General features: G+C 38.4%; 26 protein-coding genes. All 26 read left to right on the top strand.

Annotation, left to right across the window (positions count from 1 at the left end; genetic code table 11):
* Nucleotides 1–406 precede the first annotated feature (406 nt).
* The 26 genes from FOT98_RS18380 (at nucleotide 407) to FOT98_RS33460 (ending at nucleotide 15225) form a co-directional block, all read left to right on the top strand.
* Nucleotides 407–586 (top strand): helix-turn-helix domain-containing protein, encoded by a 180-nt coding sequence (locus FOT98_RS18380; RefSeq protein ID WP_144291118.1) that lies wholly within the window; start codon nucleotides 407–409, stop codon nucleotides 584–586.
* A 15-nt stretch (nucleotides 587–601) separates the two neighbouring features.
* Complete coding sequence (locus FOT98_RS18375; RefSeq protein WP_144291117.1) at nucleotides 602–1111, top strand: hypothetical protein; 510 nt, start codon at nucleotides 602–604, stop codon at nucleotides 1109–1111.
* An 88-nt stretch (nucleotides 1112–1199) separates the two neighbouring features.
* Nucleotides 1200–1385 (top strand): hypothetical protein, encoded by a 186-nt coding sequence (locus tag FOT98_RS18370; RefSeq protein WP_144291116.1) that lies wholly within the window; start codon nucleotides 1200–1202, stop codon nucleotides 1383–1385.
* Between the two features lie 36 nt (nucleotides 1386–1421).
* Nucleotides 1422–2231, top strand: a complete 810-nt coding sequence (locus FOT98_RS18365; protein ID WP_144291115.1) for a hypothetical protein — start codon at nucleotides 1422–1424, stop codon at nucleotides 2229–2231.
* 14 nt (nucleotides 2232–2245) lie between these two features.
* A complete protein-coding gene (locus FOT98_RS18360; RefSeq protein WP_144291114.1) occupies nucleotides 2246–4450 on the top strand; it encodes a DNA polymerase in 2205 nt (734 codons plus the stop codon).
* 13 nt (nucleotides 4451–4463) lie between these two features.
* Nucleotides 4464–4805: a LexA family protein gene (locus FOT98_RS18355; RefSeq protein ID WP_186292128.1), complete on the top strand. Its 342-nt coding sequence runs from the start codon at nucleotides 4464–4466 to the stop codon at nucleotides 4803–4805.
* Nucleotides 4802–4948, top strand: coding sequence for a hypothetical protein (locus FOT98_RS32460; RefSeq protein WP_186292127.1), 147 nt, complete (start codon nucleotides 4802–4804; stop codon nucleotides 4946–4948). Before FOT98_RS18355 ends, FOT98_RS32460 begins: the two co-directional genes overlap by 4 nt.
* 119 nt (nucleotides 4949–5067) lie before the next feature.
* Nucleotides 5068–5241, top strand: coding sequence for a hypothetical protein (locus FOT98_RS32455; protein WP_186292126.1), 174 nt, complete (start codon nucleotides 5068–5070; stop codon nucleotides 5239–5241).
* Nucleotides 5238–5585: a hypothetical protein gene (locus tag FOT98_RS18350; RefSeq protein ID WP_144291112.1), complete on the top strand. Its 348-nt coding sequence runs from the start codon at nucleotides 5238–5240 to the stop codon at nucleotides 5583–5585. The genes FOT98_RS32455 and FOT98_RS18350 overlap by 4 nt, the downstream gene beginning before the upstream one ends.
* Nucleotides 5579–6133: a hypothetical protein gene (locus tag FOT98_RS32450; RefSeq protein ID WP_186292125.1), complete on the top strand. Its 555-nt coding sequence runs from the start codon at nucleotides 5579–5581 to the stop codon at nucleotides 6131–6133. The genes FOT98_RS18350 and FOT98_RS32450 overlap by 7 nt, the downstream gene beginning before the upstream one ends.
* A gap of 102 nt (nucleotides 6134–6235) precedes the next feature.
* Complete coding sequence (locus FOT98_RS18340; protein ID WP_144291110.1) at nucleotides 6236–6874, top strand: type IV secretory system conjugative DNA transfer family protein; 639 nt, start codon at nucleotides 6236–6238, stop codon at nucleotides 6872–6874.
* A 21-nt stretch (nucleotides 6875–6895) separates the two neighbouring features.
* Nucleotides 6896–7036: a hypothetical protein gene (locus FOT98_RS32445; protein ID WP_186292124.1), complete on the top strand. Its 141-nt coding sequence runs from the start codon at nucleotides 6896–6898 to the stop codon at nucleotides 7034–7036.
* Nucleotides 7037–7047: 11 nt separating this feature from the next.
* Nucleotides 7048–7191 (top strand): hypothetical protein, encoded by a 144-nt coding sequence (locus FOT98_RS32440; RefSeq protein ID WP_186292129.1) that lies wholly within the window; start codon nucleotides 7048–7050, stop codon nucleotides 7189–7191.
* Complete coding sequence (locus FOT98_RS18335; RefSeq protein WP_144291109.1) at nucleotides 7191–8252, top strand: cytoplasmic protein; 1062 nt, start codon at nucleotides 7191–7193, stop codon at nucleotides 8250–8252. The genes FOT98_RS32440 and FOT98_RS18335 overlap by 1 nt, the downstream gene beginning before the upstream one ends.
* Before the next feature lie 47 nt (nucleotides 8253–8299).
* The gene (locus FOT98_RS18330) at nucleotides 8300–8524 is read left to right on the top strand and encodes a hypothetical protein (RefSeq protein ID WP_144291108.1); all 225 of its coding nucleotides are present in this window, start codon (nucleotides 8300–8302) and stop codon (nucleotides 8522–8524) included.
* A gap of 5 nt (nucleotides 8525–8529) precedes the next feature.
* The gene (locus FOT98_RS32435; protein ID WP_186292123.1) at nucleotides 8530–8694 is read left to right on the top strand and encodes a hypothetical protein; all 165 of its coding nucleotides are present in this window, start codon (nucleotides 8530–8532) and stop codon (nucleotides 8692–8694) included.
* Nucleotides 8695–8767: 73 nt separating this feature from the next.
* The gene (locus FOT98_RS18325) at nucleotides 8768–9175 is read left to right on the top strand and encodes a cytoplasmic protein (protein WP_260851098.1); all 408 of its coding nucleotides are present in this window, start codon (nucleotides 8768–8770) and stop codon (nucleotides 9173–9175) included.
* Complete coding sequence (locus tag FOT98_RS18320) at nucleotides 9163–9348, top strand: hypothetical protein (RefSeq protein WP_144291107.1); 186 nt, start codon at nucleotides 9163–9165, stop codon at nucleotides 9346–9348. Before FOT98_RS18325 ends, FOT98_RS18320 begins: the two co-directional genes overlap by 13 nt.
* Nucleotides 9348–9494 (top strand): hypothetical protein, encoded by a 147-nt coding sequence (locus FOT98_RS32430; RefSeq protein WP_186292122.1) that lies wholly within the window; start codon nucleotides 9348–9350, stop codon nucleotides 9492–9494. The genes FOT98_RS18320 and FOT98_RS32430 overlap by 1 nt, the downstream gene beginning before the upstream one ends.
* Before the next feature lie 12 nt (nucleotides 9495–9506).
* Nucleotides 9507–9782 (top strand): hypothetical protein, encoded by a 276-nt coding sequence (locus tag FOT98_RS18315; protein WP_144291106.1) that lies wholly within the window; start codon nucleotides 9507–9509, stop codon nucleotides 9780–9782.
* A gap of 3 nt (nucleotides 9783–9785) precedes the next feature.
* Nucleotides 9786–10430 carry a hypothetical protein gene (locus FOT98_RS18310; protein ID WP_144291105.1) on the top strand — a complete coding sequence of 215 codons (645 nt, stop codon included), beginning with the start codon at nucleotides 9786–9788 and terminating at the stop codon, nucleotides 10428–10430.
* On the top strand, nucleotides 10430–11062 hold the full coding sequence (locus FOT98_RS18305) for a glycoside hydrolase family 73 protein (protein ID WP_144291104.1): 633 nt from the start codon (nucleotides 10430–10432) through the stop codon (nucleotides 11060–11062). Before FOT98_RS18310 ends, FOT98_RS18305 begins: the two co-directional genes overlap by 1 nt.
* Entirely contained in the window at nucleotides 11059–11586 is a 528-nt protein-coding gene (locus FOT98_RS18300) for a hypothetical protein (RefSeq protein ID WP_144291103.1), read from the top strand. The genes FOT98_RS18305 and FOT98_RS18300 overlap by 4 nt, the downstream gene beginning before the upstream one ends.
* A 10-nt stretch (nucleotides 11587–11596) precedes the next feature.
* Complete coding sequence (locus FOT98_RS18295) at nucleotides 11597–12334, top strand: hypothetical protein (protein WP_144291102.1); 738 nt, start codon at nucleotides 11597–11599, stop codon at nucleotides 12332–12334.
* 3 nt (nucleotides 12335–12337) lie between these two features.
* The gene (locus FOT98_RS18290) at nucleotides 12338–14548 is read left to right on the top strand and encodes an SGNH/GDSL hydrolase family protein (protein ID WP_144291101.1); all 2211 of its coding nucleotides are present in this window, start codon (nucleotides 12338–12340) and stop codon (nucleotides 14546–14548) included.
* Between the two features lie 212 nt (nucleotides 14549–14760).
* On the top strand, nucleotides 14761–15225 hold the full coding sequence (locus FOT98_RS33460; RefSeq protein WP_390842897.1) for a M15 family metallopeptidase: 465 nt from the start codon (nucleotides 14761–14763) through the stop codon (nucleotides 15223–15225).
* Nucleotides 15226–15349 lie beyond the last annotated feature (124 nt).

The following is a 15349-nucleotide window of genomic DNA, read 5'->3' as shown; positions in this document are numbered from 1 at the left end:
ATGATGTGTATACTGACCGCCCCTTATAAATTTTTCCTTGACAACTCAAAACATCTATGATTTACGATATAATTTTCCCTCCTATCCCCTATCATAATTTTTCTTCATTATAAGGAAAAAGAGGGAGGAGGGGAGATCGGAGGGAGGTCACAAATGTCATATTTTACAATATTTCTTGGATTGATTTTCCTTGTATAATTATGGTACACTTTATTCATCAGATAACCGAACACGTGTGCGGTTAAAATAGATTCATTAAAAAATATTTTCATTTTACCTATTGTCACACTTGGGACAACGTGTTATATTATAGACACGGGGTTACAACAACCCTACGATGGAAATAACAATACCATAACGTTACCGACTCGTTACATACATACATATATTAAGGGCGGTGAAAGGTATGGAAAAGTTAGAAAAACTACTTTCTACTAAAGAAGTAGCTGAATTGTTAAACGTTCATAAACGTACAATTATACGCTACGTACAATCAGGTAAATTGAGCGGCTATAAAATAGGTGTTCAGTATATGATACCTGAGAACGAGGTTAAACGGTTTTTGGAAGAAAACAAAACAAATTAATTGGAGGTTTTATCGATGGAAAACAATACTACACAAAAGAATACTGTTATTGAAGGTCAACACGACGCTGTTGCGGTGGTGGAGGAAACAACCGCATTAGACTTTGTAAAAGCTGATTCTGTATCACCATCTATTTTTGAAGCAGAAGGTAATAAACAATTATTCTTCTCATCTATTCAAGCAAAAGATAGAAAATCAGCGGTAAAAGTATATAACGCTATTAATATGGCCGAGAATCCTTTAGCAGATCATAAAGGTGAAGTTCTTTCTATTACTGATATGGTTGCACATGCGATTACATTACAAGACGACATTACCAAAGAAGATGTGAATGCATTACGTGTTGTACTAATTGCAGAAGATGGTAAAGCTTATCACGCTATTTCTGAGGGTATCGTTGGTTCTATGCAACGTATCATTTCTATTGTAGGACAAGCCCCTTGGACACCAGCTTTAAAAGTTGTACCTGTTGAGGTTAAAACACGTAAAGGGTTCAAGACTCTTACATTACAGCTTGCTGAGTAAGATTTACGGCGATTTAAACAAAAGGTACATGAAAACAATTATCGTGTACCTTTTTTGTATACACAGATGCGGAAGGGGAAAATGACAAATGGAAGCAATTCATATGGTTAAGTTCGTGACTGAGGAAAGAGAAGTAAAGTTTAAATCGTTAGAAGATATGATCATTGTGACAGAAAAGCTGGATGAAGAGTCACACACTGTTACATTTACAAAACAGGAGTTTGAGAGTGCTATACAGCAACTAGAGAAAAAGAGACTAGGTATTTGCGGATAATATAAAGGGTCAGTATACCAGAGGGGAGGTGACAGTTTGGCAAACAAAAGACGTAGAAAGAAGTCGGAGAAGAAAGAGAAAATATATAAATACGAGAATGCTGGTTATACAAAAAGAGAGTCTAAAATTTTAGCAAAGGGTAATAAGAAAGAGATCGTTACCGTATTGAAGAAAAAAGGTATAAAAGAGAAACAGATTAACAAGATTACGTTTGATACTACATCTCTTATACAAGCAGGTAAGAAAGCGAAATATAACGAGAAGCAAAGATTAGCAAAACAACGTTTAGCCCGTGAAGGGAAGATGTGGGGTCTTTCTTCTAGTGATTATCAGACAAGAAAAAAGTTAGATGAAGCGATTGAGAGAGAAAAAGGGAATTTCCTTGAAAGAAGAAATCCTTTTAAATTGCTTATTTTTTACAAAGATATAACAGGAGAATCAGATAGTAAATACATACATGATTTAAAGAGAAGACAAGGTACACGGACAAACAGTGAAATAGTTTCTTCTATATTAGGGTGGCTTAATAACCCTGCCCCTTTGTATCTAGGTGAAGTGAAAACAAGAATTGTACGTGAGCAAGAAGTTGGAAAGGTAACATCCGCAATGCACAAATTAAAGTACATTCGAATTTATAATGGTAAAGGAATTGAGTTTAATCGTTTGTTACAGGCTGTTGACTCTATTATGGTAGGTGTATATGACCCAACGCAGCGTGACAAATATTTAAAGGAAATTATAAAAGGATTATACTCTTTACCGTATGAACAGGCTCATAAAAATGCTGATAGATTAAAAGAAATATTCGAAACAAAGAAAGAGGATTGGTATACAAATGAATGGTAGGAGGGAAAAGGAAAATGGTTGCAAGAGAAAGAAAAAAGCGTAAAGAGGTCAAGATCTTTACGCTGGATACAGAAACACGCGGTTTAGAAGGAAACATGTTTCGTATCGGGTTATACGATGGAAAACAATACTACACAGGATATGAATATTCCGACGTTACCGACGTCTTTGATAAATATAAAGATAAAGAATGTCACGTATACGTCCATAACTTAGATTTCGACATATCTAAAATTATAAACGAATTAGAAGAACATAGTGACATCGAATTCTCAAACTGTTTATTTATCAACGGGAACATTGTGACATATCACTCTAACAAGATTATACTACATGACAGTTATCGATTACTACCATCTAGCCTAGAAAAACTATCTAAGGATTTTGGATTAGAAGCAGAAGGTAAAATGGACATCATGGATTACATAAAAGAAAATGGGTTTGCGGTATATTATGAGGAAGGAAAAAAGAAAGGACAGTTAAATGAAAGAAAGTCTAAAGAGAAGTTCTTCAAAAATGTAGATCGTGACGACCCTTTATTAAATGAATATATGAAATTGGACTGTATCGCTCTCTATAAAATAATAGAGATTGTACAACAACTTTCTAAGATAGAACTAGAAAGTTTTGTGTTATGTCCTACTACGGCAAGTTTGTCGTTACGTATATTTAAGGAGAAGTACAAGAAAGATTATAAGACCGCTATTTCTACTAACTATTATAGTCCACTAGGTCGCGATGTAGAACGTTTTATAAGACAGGGATATTACGGAGGTAGAACGGAGGTATTCACACCTAGAATTTTTAATGGGTATCACTACGATGTAAATAGCCTATATCCATATGTAATGAAAATGGCTGAGTTACCTGTAGGCTTTCCGATCATAGCGGAGAACGGAGAGGACATTGAAATACATTATAAACAATGGAAGCGAAGAAGATATGGAGCAGGGTTTATACAAGCTAAAGTGTATGTTCCTGATATGTTTATACCTGTCTTACCGAAAAAAGATGCAACGGGGAAACTGATATTCCCAGTAGGCCGTATTGAAGGTGTATGGACATATCCCGAACTAGAACTAGCTGAAAAAGAAGGATGCGTTATTGAAAGTTATGAAGGCGGAGTGTATTTTGAAAAGACCGCTCCTGTCTTCCGTGACTTTATCTTACAATTTGAAGAGATTAAGAAAAATAGCGAGGGTGCCAAGCGTACATTTGCAAAACTCGTTCAAAATAGCTTGTATGGAAAATTTGCTATGCAGCGGGAACGATTAATGTACGCTTCTTACGATGCAAAGGATGAGTTAGAAAGTGAAGGGTACGAACCTTATACAATCGAGTATAAAAGAAATGGACTAGATTTTAAGTTTCTTGAGTACCTAGGGGAAATCAACGCAGAATATATACAACCGCATCTTTCAGCATATATTACTAGCTTTGCTAGAATGGAATTGTATAAAGGGCTTAGATATATGCATCAAAAAGGGATACTAGGCTACTGTGACACTGACAGTTGTGCTGGTACGGTACAAATACCTGAAAAGATGGTGGACGATAAAGAATATGGTAAGTGGAAGCTAGAGGGATTAGTAATAGAAGGAATCTATTTACAACCAAAGATGTATGCTGAGAATACTATATTCAATGGTAAGACAAAAGAAGTTGTGAAAATGAAGGGTGTACCAAGACAGATCATAAAGGAAGACATTGATTTTCAACAGTTTAAAAAATGGTATTATCAGGTGAAACAAGGTGCTGAACAAATACAAGTATATGAATCGAATTTACAAGTAAGAAAGTTTCTTTCTAAAATTAAGAATGATATAGATATGAACGAGTTAATGGAAACAAAGAAATCTATTAATTTTGCAAGGGAACAAAAACGTCACGTTGATTATAAAAAGAATACCACCTCTCCTTTAGAAAGACATGATTATGGAGACAAGAAAGATGATATAAACGTCGGAGCATTTGATGATTGGAGAAATAAAGTAGAGTCATTCAATGACGACATTAGTAGTATAGAAGAACAGGTCATACAAATAGGTAAGATTAAAACACCTGTAAAGTCACAAAAGAAATTTCTTGCATTCTACAAACAATTATCAGCACGTGTGAGATATAACTATTTTTCAATTGACGGTGTTGATATAAATGAATGGTGTAAACAAACTGGGTGGACAAAGAGACAGTTATTTGAGCAACTATCATATATGTAAAGGGGAATGGATAATGGATTTTAGACCGTTAACAGTGAGACAACAAGAGGTGTATGATTATATCAAAATATATATTGAAGAAAATCACTTTCCACCAAGTGTTAGAGATATTTGTGACGGTACCTTATTATCTAGTACGTCTAGTGTGCATCGCTATTTAGAAATATTAGAGCAGAAGGGGTATATAGTGAGAATGAAAAACCGAACTAGAGCCATAAAACTTGTGACAGTAGAGGAAGCTTTGAAAGATGTGGAAGAAAAGATGGGACAAGGGAAAAAGGTATTAAGTGCGGATTTCGTTGTGAGCTTGTTACAGAATATAGCAGATGAATTAAAAGAGGAGGAAGCGAAATGACAGAAGAACGTGATGCAAAGTGTTGGCGAATGCTAAAGAAACTTTCAAAGTGGGATGATGAATTAATAGCAACGATGATGGAAATAGAAGAGATCGTAGAAAATGAATACTGTGAAGAGTTTAAAGAAGAGACTAGCGAATAGCTGGTCTTTTTATTTTTGTCACGGAACAAAAAGCGTGACATTTTTGGAAAGTATGTTGCCTTACACCAAACACACGTTTGGTCTATAATGAGGACATCAAGCAATAAGGAGTGTACAAGATGTTTCAAAGAATATCAAAACTGTACTGTGACTTATTAAAACAAAATATAAAACTACAAGATGAAAATGCACATTTACGCATACGCAATGCTTTACTACAAAAGAAACTAGATGAAAGCAATTCTTTTTTATATGACTTACAAAAACAAGTAGAAAGGGAGATTATGAGATGACCGATTCATTACAAGTAGTAGAAGAAAAGAAATCCTATCCGTTACGATTCGGTGATGGTCAATTCTTTGCAAAGAAGAAAGAAGAGGATGATCCCGAGGAAGAAGAGGAAATTGAGGAAGAGGAAGAGGAGGAAGAAAAACCGAAACCGAAACGCAAATCAAAAAGTGAGGAGGATGCACCAGCATGGGCAAAGACATTCATGTCGACAATACAGGAAGTAATCAAGCCGAAGGAACAGGAACAGGGAAAACAACAAGTACCGGTACCCGAAGCACCAGTGGTGGAGGAAGAGGAACAGGAAGAGGAAAAACCGAAACGGGGTCTCCTAAGCTGGTTATGGTAGATGTCCCAAATGGTGAAAAGTCACCCGAGGACGCCAAAAAGGAAGAACAACGAAAGGCAGCAGCCGCACGAAAACGTAAATCACGTGCAGCAGCTAACACCAAAAAGAAAGCACCCGCATCCGTTGGTGATGCAACGCAATTAAAAGTATTGCTTCTTACAACGTCACAGATCATAGCAGCAAGAGAAGGTATGCAAGTATGGGCTATGACAGAACAAGAAGTAGACCAAATTGTAACACCACTTTATAGCATCCTATCCAAGAATGATGGGGTGGGACAAGTCATGGGTGAATATGCCGACCACATTGCTTTAATCGTGGCAGCATTTACTATATTTGTACCAAAATTCATGATGTGGAAAGCATCAAGACCGAAGAAGGAGGGAACGCATTATGCTAGGAAATCTACAAATCCCGAACGAGAACAAGGGAAGCAAACAGGAGAGACTACAAGTGGTAGTAGACCAAGTGGTGGACAGCCTACCAACAACAGTACGACTTTTGGCGGGGAGTTATCTCAACTCATTCCGTCAGGTGCTGGAATCTGAACAGCATGACATTGATGGAAACATTGATGTAGCCTTGTCACGCTTACGTGAGTACATCGACTATATCCAGTATGGTCACGACGAAAATGAGTAGGTGATTTCATGGAACGTATTCCAACAGACCAACACGTATTTATTACAGGTCAAACGGGTACGGGGAAATCCTTTCTTGCTGAATCATATCTAGCAGGCTATGAGTATGTAGTCAAGCTTGATACAAAAGGGGAAGTATTCGAAAGACGAAAAAAGAAAGAGCCTGTATGGCGTGGATTAAAAGAAGGGCGTGACTATACGGTCATTGAGCATTTAGCGGATATCGACAGTGTGGAAACAAAGAAAATCATTTATGCTCCTGTCTTTCAGGAACAAGAAATGGAGTTCTATGACGCCTTGATGCAATGGGTGTACAGGAGAGAAAATACACAATTGTGGATTGATGAACTCATGGAAGTATGCCCGAATCCTTTTAAATACCCGCCTTACCTCAAAGGTTTGATGACACGAGGGCGTTCAAAAGAAGCGACTGTATGGGCGTGTACACAACGTCCAAGTGACATTCCTTCCATTGTAATGGGGAACAGCGACCACTTTTTCGTCTTTGACCAAAACTTACCCCAAGATCGTAAGAAGTTATGTGAGACAACGGGTAGTTACAAATTCATGGAATTACCGGGCTATCGTAACTTTTGGTATTTCAAACGTGGCTGGACAGACCCCGTACTTGCAACATTAAAAGTATGACCAATGAAAGGGGGTGTTTAGGTGGAGGGTAAATTTGCAGGGATTGGACTGAAAAATATACTAGCTATCTTCTTTTTATTCATTGTATTTATTGTGGTAGCAAAAGTAATTTTCACAAAGTATCCCATCAAAGGTATTAGTGAAGTAATTCAAACTGTATAGGAGGAATGGAAATGAATTTATTTAGTCCGAAATGGTGGATTGGTTCAATTGTCACAGCATTTATGACGATGTTCTTTATTTACCTAACGAAAAATATTGCATCAAAAGCAAACATCCCGTTTGTATCAAAAGTAACTGAGGAGGCTTATAAATAATGGCTCAACAACAATTATCAGCACAACAACGTGCCGCAATGTTCGGTACCGCAACGAGACAGAACTATCAAATGTTACCAGCACAGCAAGTCACGCAAGAAAATAGCACGGTGGAATTCACCCTGCCAAAAGCACGTCTCTTATCAAAAATCATTTTAAATGTAGAAGCCGTAGCGACTCTAAAGAGTAAAGGGACTGTCATCCAAACGCACGACTTCTCACCATATACTATTTTACGACGTGTGTCACTAGATCTCAACAACGGTTTTAGTCCGTTTATCGTGAGTGGTCGTGACCTTATGCAATATAACTTATTACGATTAAATCCCGATGTATTACTACCAAGTAAAACATCTCGTGGTATGAACTATATCGAGAACGGAGCAACAACTGAAGGGAAAGAAGCAAAGATTAAATTCTCTGTAGAACTTCCTGTAGCGTTAAACCCACGTGACCCTGTAGGTCTTGTGTTACTACAAAATGCGGAAACAAGTGTGACGTTAACAGTAGACGTTGCAACACTTGCAAATGCCTATAAATTAAATGCTACAAATACGGATGAAGTCGTATTTAAATCAATGAAAGTTGTTCCAATGATGGAATCATTTAATATCCCGCCAATCCCTGAAGCGTTCCCTGATATTTCAACACTGAAATTAGTGTCTTCTAAATCAGATACGTTTGCGGGTAATGGGCAAAACATTGTGAAGCTAAACACGGGTACGATTTACCGTAAGTTAATTCTATTCTTTGAAGACAAAAATGGAGAACCACTTGCGGATGAAGACTTCCAAGGAAACATTGAACTGGTGTTTAACCAAGCCGATATCCCGTATAGCATCAAACCCGAAATACTGGCACATATCAATCACAGTCAATTAGGTTTCCCATTACCAAAAGGAATGTATGCACTTGACTTTACGAATCAAGGCATTCCGAATTTAGGTGGTAGCCGTGACTTTATTGATACAGAACGATTAACAGAGTTTTGGCTGAGATTCAGCACGCAAAAAGATGGGAAAGTGACTGTTGTTTCTGAGAACTTGTCACGCCTACGCTAAAAAGAAGAGGGGATTTCCCCTTTTCTTCTATATAAGGAGGGTAAGAAATGGCTGGAGAATTAAACCACTTTATGAAAGATTTATACCCGAATATGGGTTTTGAAAACACTTCATATGGAACCATTCCAGAAGCGGAAGACCAACAAGCGCTTGTGGATGACCAAAAAATTGCAGAAGAATCAGCAAAAGAAAAGAATACAGGTGGTCATAAAAATATTCTGCTCGGTATTGTTTTATTAATCATTATCATGTTTGTACTTGGAAAGGTGTGATAACAATGGACGTTGCGCAAGTAACACAGTTAATCGGAAACCTTGGTTTCCCTATCTTTACGGCTTTATTCATGATGATTAAACAATCAAAAGATACACAAGCCATGACAGGAGCGTTGACTGATTTAAAACTCGCTATTGAAAAAAGTAACGGGGGTAAAAGTGAATGAGTAAAACATTAATTTTAGTCGTAGCGATTTTCTGTTTATGGTTTTTCGTGATCAAGAAAAAGGCGTGATGTAAATGGACAGAGGGTTAACATTCTTTACATTAGCATTACTTCTCGTTTGGCTTGTCTTTGACGATCTATTCGGGGAAAAGAAGTATCTGTCTAAATTAGCACAGGCGATGACACCTAACTTACCAACACTTGGTGACATGGGACAAGCCGTATTTGACACTGCAACCGACTCTGTAAAAAAAACGGTAACAGACACACGTAAAGCGCAAAAAGAGGCAGATAAAAAAGCGGGTGATATTATATGGGACCCACTCATTAAAAACGAAAAAGACCCGAAAAAGAAAGAAAAGCTGGAAGAAATAAAAGACAAATTAAATAAGAAAAAAGACGTAAGTCCTTACAAAGATAAAGGAACATGGGGTTATAGCTGGGAGGACTTATTCAACGATATTGCGGGGTGGTTCAAATAAAACAGTTTTCAGAGTCACTGGGGTTCGTTATTGCGTTTATGGTCGGTACCATCTTTTTATCTATGTTCACAAATGAAAGAGTGACAAATGGTTTCTTGCTATTGGTACTCGCATCCATGCTAGTAGTAAACGCTGATGAATTTACAAATATGTTAAACGGGGTGATCAAGTAATGAGTCGAGTATTAGGAATTATTTCAGGTGTCGGGTTGTTAATTGCTTTGTATTTATTTTTAAATAACGCAAAACAAACAACACAAATTATTGATTCCGTGGCTGGTAACAGTATCAAAGGAATTACAGTATTACAAGGTAGATAAGGAGGATGTGACATGTTAGAAGGACAGTACCGAAGTAGAATACAAAACGGGCAAGCCTTACAAGTACTTTCAAAACGGGTCGAGATTCCAGATGCACGTCTAGGAGTCGGGGAAGCAGAACATCATGCAGCCATGGGTGTGCGGGTAATCTATGAAAATAAAGTACCGAAACTTGTCTTACCTTCTACAAAACATCTACCATACGAAAAAGTGCAACCTAACAAAGTCGAATCGGACATGTTTGTCACGGATGACTTTCAAGTTGGGGATGCCATTATGGGGGTGTAGGAAATGGAAATCACAACAGTTAATGGTGCTGGGGGCGGGCATGGCTCTTCCCCTTCTAAAAAGAAAGCGAATAAGAAAATGTTATTTCTTGCTGGTGGGGCAGGTTTAGTCGTACTGATCGTGCTTATGCAAAAGTCACGGCAGCCGCAATCCGTGGAGACGCTGCAAAACTCTATTCCTATTTCTGACTCGCAACGAATGGACAATTTCCAATCCATCGTAACAGGTCAAATGGATGCCATGATTAATGGAGCCGTAAAAGATTTAAATAGTGAATGGGGTGACAAGTTTAAAGAGGTCACAACGGGTATTACAGATGCTTTAAAACAACGTGACGCCGACATGAAAGATTATAACCGACAGCAACAAGACTGGATGAGAGACAGTATTTCTAGTTTAAAAGATTCGTTAGGTGGCGGCGTAATATCAGCAATCAAAAACGCTGATGACCCGTTATGGACGATTGGTAGCGGCGGAAAAGCGGAGAGTAATAAAACATATGAGGAAGGTTTAGAAGTATTCCGTAAAGACCGCGGGTTATTAAAAACGGAAATGGAGCGTACAAACTCTGTTATCGAGTACCGTAAAAACAACGGATTACAGACAGCAGATCAGGAAGCACATTTAAAACGATTAGGTGATTTATAATGGCTGCTGATGTTAGACCTTTTATTGCGGATGCGCAGCGAATCCAAAAACAAACAGGAATCCCTGCATCCATTATATTAGGTCAAATCATTTTTGAATCAAGCGGGAAGTATCCCGGGGGCTTATCAGGACTCGCTTATAACAACAAAAACCTTTTCGGAATCAAAGGAAAGGGAACCGCTGGTACGGCGAATATGTGGTCAAAAGAATATGATGCGGGAGGGAATCGGGTCTCAGATTTCCGCTCGTACAATTCCTATACAGAATCACTAAATGACCATGCAAGACTGTTGCAAACAGATCGTTATGCAAAGCATTTAAAAAATGCAAAGTCTGTTGAGGATTTCGCTAGAGGAATTATAGCAGGTGGATATGCGACTGATCCGAATTATGCAAACCAATTAATCGGGATCATTAAATCAAATGGTCTTACTAAATATGATGATGGCTCCTACACCTTTACGGGTGGTGCCGTGTCGGGCGGTTCCACTGGTGGAGGCTCGTTTATGACACCGTTATTCGGCGCTATCATACGTGGTCTCTTGTTTATCCTTTGTGTAATAGGTGCGCTTCTGTTATTCGCAAATGCTTTTCCATCAGTAGAACAAACCGTGAAGAAGGTGACGGCGTGAGCGGGACAACAGGTTTGAAATTAAATGAACGGCTGCAAGATGCTTACAACAAAGCAACAGGGACGGGTCTACGTTTAACATCGGGATTCAGAGCGGGTTCAACGGGCCCGAGCGGGAAACCCGATAGCCATTCCCAAGGCATGGCAATGGACTTTGCGGGAAATGCGGGGCAAATGAAACTATTTGCCGAGTGGGCGAAAAAGACAGGACTCTTTACAGAAGTTCTCTATGAAACTGCTGGTCACTATGATCATGTGCATGTGGGATGGCAAGAAGGGAAGCACCAAGCGGGTAAAACGTATGTTGGTGACAAAACCTTAATTGATAGACCATCAAGCGGTGCATTAGGTGACTTGCAAACCGTGGGCGGTGCTACTGGCGGAACAAGTGGCGGAGACAAGGCGGGGATTGCGACTTCCCTATTTAACGGCATATTTCGAGTGTTAATGATTATCATATGTTTAATCGGTGGTGTGTACTTCTTTATGAATGCCTTCCCTGAAATGAAACAAATCATAAAATGAGGTGATACAAATGGACAATTCAACAAACCCTACGTGGCGGGAACAAACTGTCACGGTTAAACCAAAGGAAACAAAAGAAGTTGTATTCTTTGATACAAAACCAAACCATGTTTACATAAACAACCTATCGCAAACTGATTTGTATGTAGGTTTATCCGTTATTCCTGACGCCGTGAAATACGAAATGCATGTGGCTGCGGGGAAAGAAAACTTCTCTGCAAAACTATTCGGGACAACAAGGGTGAATATCTATAATGATTCGAATGAAGTTGCTACGTTTATTCTTGTTACATTCTATGACAAATTCAATCCTACTACTCTTGTAAAGCCTGGTTCTATTTCGATAGATAGCGGTGGGTATGATGGGGAGATTAAGAAATTTAGTGCACCATTACCAAAGGGTAGCAATGTGATTGGTCAAGTTGTGATTGCGGATATGCCACCACTCGAAGTAACGAATGACCCTGTCAAACAAAGGCATCATAGCTATGATGCGAGCGTTTCTACATCCGTTGTCACACTTACATTCGAACATCCTATCTCTAAAATTATCTATCTAGAAAATGAAGGAGATAGCGATTTATATGTAAACTTCGACGACGATTCCCTTGACTCGTCAAATAACGGATTGAATGGATCTATACGATTAAAGCCCGGCGAGATGTTAACGGACTTCCCTCGCAAGGCTTATAAAATGAAACTAATACGAAAAAGCGGTACAGATACCGTTCGATTTTTGGGGGTGTAGCATATGGCATTAGTGAAAAACGATTTATATAGTGTTGTAAAAGAAGTTGTGGAACACGAAAATAAAATTGAAGTTTTGTCTAGTGATGTAACAAACAAAGCGGAAAAATCTTACGTAGATACAGAGTTAGCGAAGAAAGCTACACAATCAGAAGTAACTGTAAAGGCTGATAAATCTTACGTTGATACGGAATTAACGAAAAAAGCCAATCAAACAATTGTTGATTTCAAAGCTGATAAAAGCTATGCAGATAGCATTCAAACACAAGTGAATCAATTAGTAATTGGAAGTGGAAATGCGAATGCTGAGGTTTCACAAGCCCGTGGCGATAAAAACGGAGTGACCCATCCTACCATTCACGAACGATTATCTAACATAGAAGGTAATATGTTATTAAACGTCGACCCTATAGACGTTTCCTACTTAAATATATCAAAAGTAGCTAACCTAACTTTCGGTATGGATTCAAGTGCGGGATACGATTGTTATTATAGAGTCCCTGTAAATGAAAACGATAGTATTTTTATTACGGGTTATTGTGGTTCAGCAAGTGGTACAGCAAGTGCTGTAATTGGATATGATGCAAATGGGAATCCTATTCAAAGTTTACTTACCCCATCATCATTAAAACAGTTTACGGATTTTAAAGTTTTAGTACCTAGTGGAACTAAATTTGTTTCTGTAAATTTCAGGGCGGATGGATCAGGTAGTAAAACATATGCTGTGAAAAAACAAGAAAACTTGTATAGTCGCATTACTTTACCTGATGGTACTGTTACGAAATCAATGCTCGAAGCTGCTTACAACAAAAGTATAGATGACAATATGATTTCTTTAAAGAATGGGAATACAAACCGTTCAGTTATTGCATTAGAAATGGGAACTTTTGATACGAACGGTGTGAATGCAGTAGCAAATAACTACCTACGTACCCCATCTACTTTAAATATAAAAGCAGGTTCCTATATTGACTTTACCGATGATTATATTGGTATTATCTACTACGTTGCTCCCGATGGAACGTACAAACAAGTATTTTCAGTTTATGAAGGAGTTACACAGACATACTATTTTACTAGAGATGGAACATACCGAATAACATTACGCAAATCCACTATACGAAAGAATGCTGATGGATCAGAGTTTTTTGGTATTCCAAGTACGGCTCTTGCATCAGCACAGGCGAATATTACGTTTACAGTTGGTAATTTACCTTTTACAAAACGATATGGATTTGGTTATAAAAGCGTCCTGTTAAAGAAATACATGGCTCGTGTTGGGATTGAGTTCAATCTATACTTTGATAAAATCTTTCAAGTGAATCGCCCGAAAGATTATTATGTGACAGCAACAGCGAGTGGGTTAACCTTTATCGTAACAGATAAATATATTCGTTTCATTCCAACAGCGGGACAAGTTTCAGCAAACCCTTATACGGTTAAGTTACAACTGTTAGCAGCAGACGGAACCGAAATAGCGTATGAGTATTTCACTCTATATGTGTTAGCAGACAGTACGGTATCGAAAAACGATAAAGCGATTTTCATCGGTGACAGCTTAACGGATAACTCCCTACAAAAAAGCTATGTTGATTTTGTAAAGGAACAGTTACCGAATATGAGTTTTTACGGGACAAGGCCTGGTGCAAACGGAGTCAATGCAGAAGGAAGAGCAAGCTGGAGTACAACAACTTATATGAGTTCTGCATCATATGGTGGTATGACAAACTCATTCTTTAATCCGAGTACTTCGACTTTTGATTTTGCTTACTACATGAGGAATAATCCTAGTTTCAATGATGTGACACTCGTTGGATTGTTCCTAGGTCAAAATGACGGGTACCGAGATGAAGCTTTCACGAACTTAGAAACGATGATTCAATCTATAAAATCGTATAATACCAACATCAAAATCTATATATTCATGACCAATTTCGAAGCGGCGGATAGATCGCCTGATGTTTTCAAAAAACGATTAGACAAAACACAAAAATACATGGACTTATTCGGTAAGCGTGAAAATGAATTCATTTACTTAGTTCCGCAACATGTGAACTTAGACAGCTTCTATGATTACGGTCATGGTCAAGTACAACTCTCTGCACGAAATACCGAAACAGTATTAGGGATTACGGATGGTGTTCATCCGAACTTAGCAGGAAGAGCAAAAGAAGCGGATGTGTTTGTATCGCACTATAAGTACTATAACGTTTAATTCAAATATCATTTAAATGAAAGGTGGAAATCAATATGTATTATCATAATCGTAATCTAGAAAATTTACAGAAACTAGCACCGCATACACGTGCGGCTGCTATGAAATGGTATCAATATTGTCAGGATAATGGAATCGAGGTACTGATCTATGAGACAACCCGAACAGTCGAACAGCAAAGAAAGAATGTGGCAACAGGTGCGTCACAAACCATGCGTTCTTATCACATTGTAGGACAGGCTCTGGACTTTGTACCAGCAAGAGAAGCTGAAGTGTTTTGGGATGGTTATTACCGTGATGACATTCAGAAGGCTGTGCGATATGCGAAGTCAATCGGGTTCGAATGGGGTGGCGATTGGAAAGGGTTTGTTGATAGTCCACATTTGCAATACAACTATAATGGGTATGGGACGGACAAAGGAGAGGTGTCTAGTGAGCCTGTACACGTGACGGGTAACAAAGGTATTGTAACAGTTACCGTTGATGCTGCGCTTGTTCGTAGGGAGCCGACAACCCAGTCAGGTGTGAACAATTCAGCGGGTAACAATGGTCGTCTTATGAGAGGTACGCCGTGGCAAGCATGGGGTAGTACGATTGGTGAAGGTGGTTACACATGGTATGCGCTGGGTAATGAAATGTGGGTTAGGGGAGATTTGGTTAGTTGGGAGAATGTATAAAGTGTGACAGAGAGTCGTGGTGAAAATCATGGCTCTTTTTGTGTGGAGATGTGTATATCGTGACTCATAGATGTTTTGAGTTGTCAAGGAAAAATTTATAAGGGGCGGTCAGTATACACATCAT

It is taken from the genome of Bacillus sp. HY001 (assembly GCF_007558965.1).
Classification (GTDB): domain Bacteria; phylum Bacillota; class Bacilli; order Bacillales; family Bacillaceae_G; genus Bacillus_A; species Bacillus_A mobilis.
The sequence above is the reverse complement of the archived record's forward strand: the minus strand, read 5'-3'. Positions and strand labels throughout refer to the sequence as shown.

Excerpts from the sequence above, each read along its gene's own strand:
- FOT98_RS18380 (WP_144291118.1), top strand. The coding sequence starts at position 407 with ATGGAAAAGTTAGAAAAACTACTTTCTACTAAAGAAGTAGCTGAATTG.
- FOT98_RS18375 (WP_144291117.1), top strand. The coding sequence starts at position 602 with ATGGAAAACAATACTACACAAAAGAATACTGTTATTGAAGGTCAACAC.
- FOT98_RS18370 (WP_144291116.1), top strand. The coding sequence starts at position 1,200 with ATGGAAGCAATTCATATGGTTAAGTTCGTGACTGAGGAAAGAGAAGTA.
- FOT98_RS18360 (WP_144291114.1), top strand. The coding sequence starts at position 2,246 with ATGGTTGCAAGAGAAAGAAAAAAGCGTAAAGAGGTCAAGATCTTTACG.
- FOT98_RS18355 (WP_186292128.1), top strand. The coding sequence starts at position 4,464 with ATGGATTTTAGACCGTTAACAGTGAGACAACAAGAGGTGTATGATTAT.
- FOT98_RS32460 (WP_186292127.1), top strand. The coding sequence starts at position 4,802 with ATGACAGAAGAACGTGATGCAAAGTGTTGGCGAATGCTAAAGAAACTT.
- FOT98_RS32455 (WP_186292126.1), top strand. The coding sequence starts at position 5,068 with ATGTTTCAAAGAATATCAAAACTGTACTGTGACTTATTAAAACAAAAT.
- FOT98_RS18350 (WP_144291112.1), top strand. The coding sequence starts at position 5,238 with ATGACCGATTCATTACAAGTAGTAGAAGAAAAGAAATCCTATCCGTTA.
- FOT98_RS32450 (WP_186292125.1), top strand. The coding sequence starts at position 5,579 with ATGGTAGATGTCCCAAATGGTGAAAAGTCACCCGAGGACGCCAAAAAG.
- FOT98_RS18340 (WP_144291110.1), top strand. The coding sequence starts at position 6,236 with ATGGAACGTATTCCAACAGACCAACACGTATTTATTACAGGTCAAACG.
- FOT98_RS32440 (WP_186292129.1), top strand. The coding sequence starts at position 7,048 with ATGAATTTATTTAGTCCGAAATGGTGGATTGGTTCAATTGTCACAGCA.
- FOT98_RS18335 (WP_144291109.1), top strand. The coding sequence starts at position 7,191 with ATGGCTCAACAACAATTATCAGCACAACAACGTGCCGCAATGTTCGGT.
- FOT98_RS18330 (WP_144291108.1), top strand. The coding sequence starts at position 8,300 with ATGGCTGGAGAATTAAACCACTTTATGAAAGATTTATACCCGAATATG.
- FOT98_RS32435 (WP_186292123.1), top strand. The coding sequence starts at position 8,530 with ATGGACGTTGCGCAAGTAACACAGTTAATCGGAAACCTTGGTTTCCCT.
- FOT98_RS18325 (WP_260851098.1), top strand. The coding sequence starts at position 8,768 with ATGGACAGAGGGTTAACATTCTTTACATTAGCATTACTTCTCGTTTGG.
- FOT98_RS32430 (WP_186292122.1), top strand. The coding sequence starts at position 9,348 with ATGAGTCGAGTATTAGGAATTATTTCAGGTGTCGGGTTGTTAATTGCT.
- FOT98_RS18315 (WP_144291106.1), top strand. The coding sequence starts at position 9,507 with ATGTTAGAAGGACAGTACCGAAGTAGAATACAAAACGGGCAAGCCTTA.
- FOT98_RS18310 (WP_144291105.1), top strand. The coding sequence starts at position 9,786 with ATGGAAATCACAACAGTTAATGGTGCTGGGGGCGGGCATGGCTCTTCC.
- FOT98_RS18305 (WP_144291104.1), top strand. The coding sequence starts at position 10,430 with ATGGCTGCTGATGTTAGACCTTTTATTGCGGATGCGCAGCGAATCCAA.
- FOT98_RS18295 (WP_144291102.1), top strand. The coding sequence starts at position 11,597 with ATGGACAATTCAACAAACCCTACGTGGCGGGAACAAACTGTCACGGTT.
- FOT98_RS18290 (WP_144291101.1), top strand. The coding sequence starts at position 12,338 with ATGGCATTAGTGAAAAACGATTTATATAGTGTTGTAAAAGAAGTTGTG.
- FOT98_RS33460 (WP_390842897.1), top strand. The coding sequence starts at position 14,761 with ATGCGTTCTTATCACATTGTAGGACAGGCTCTGGACTTTGTACCAGCA.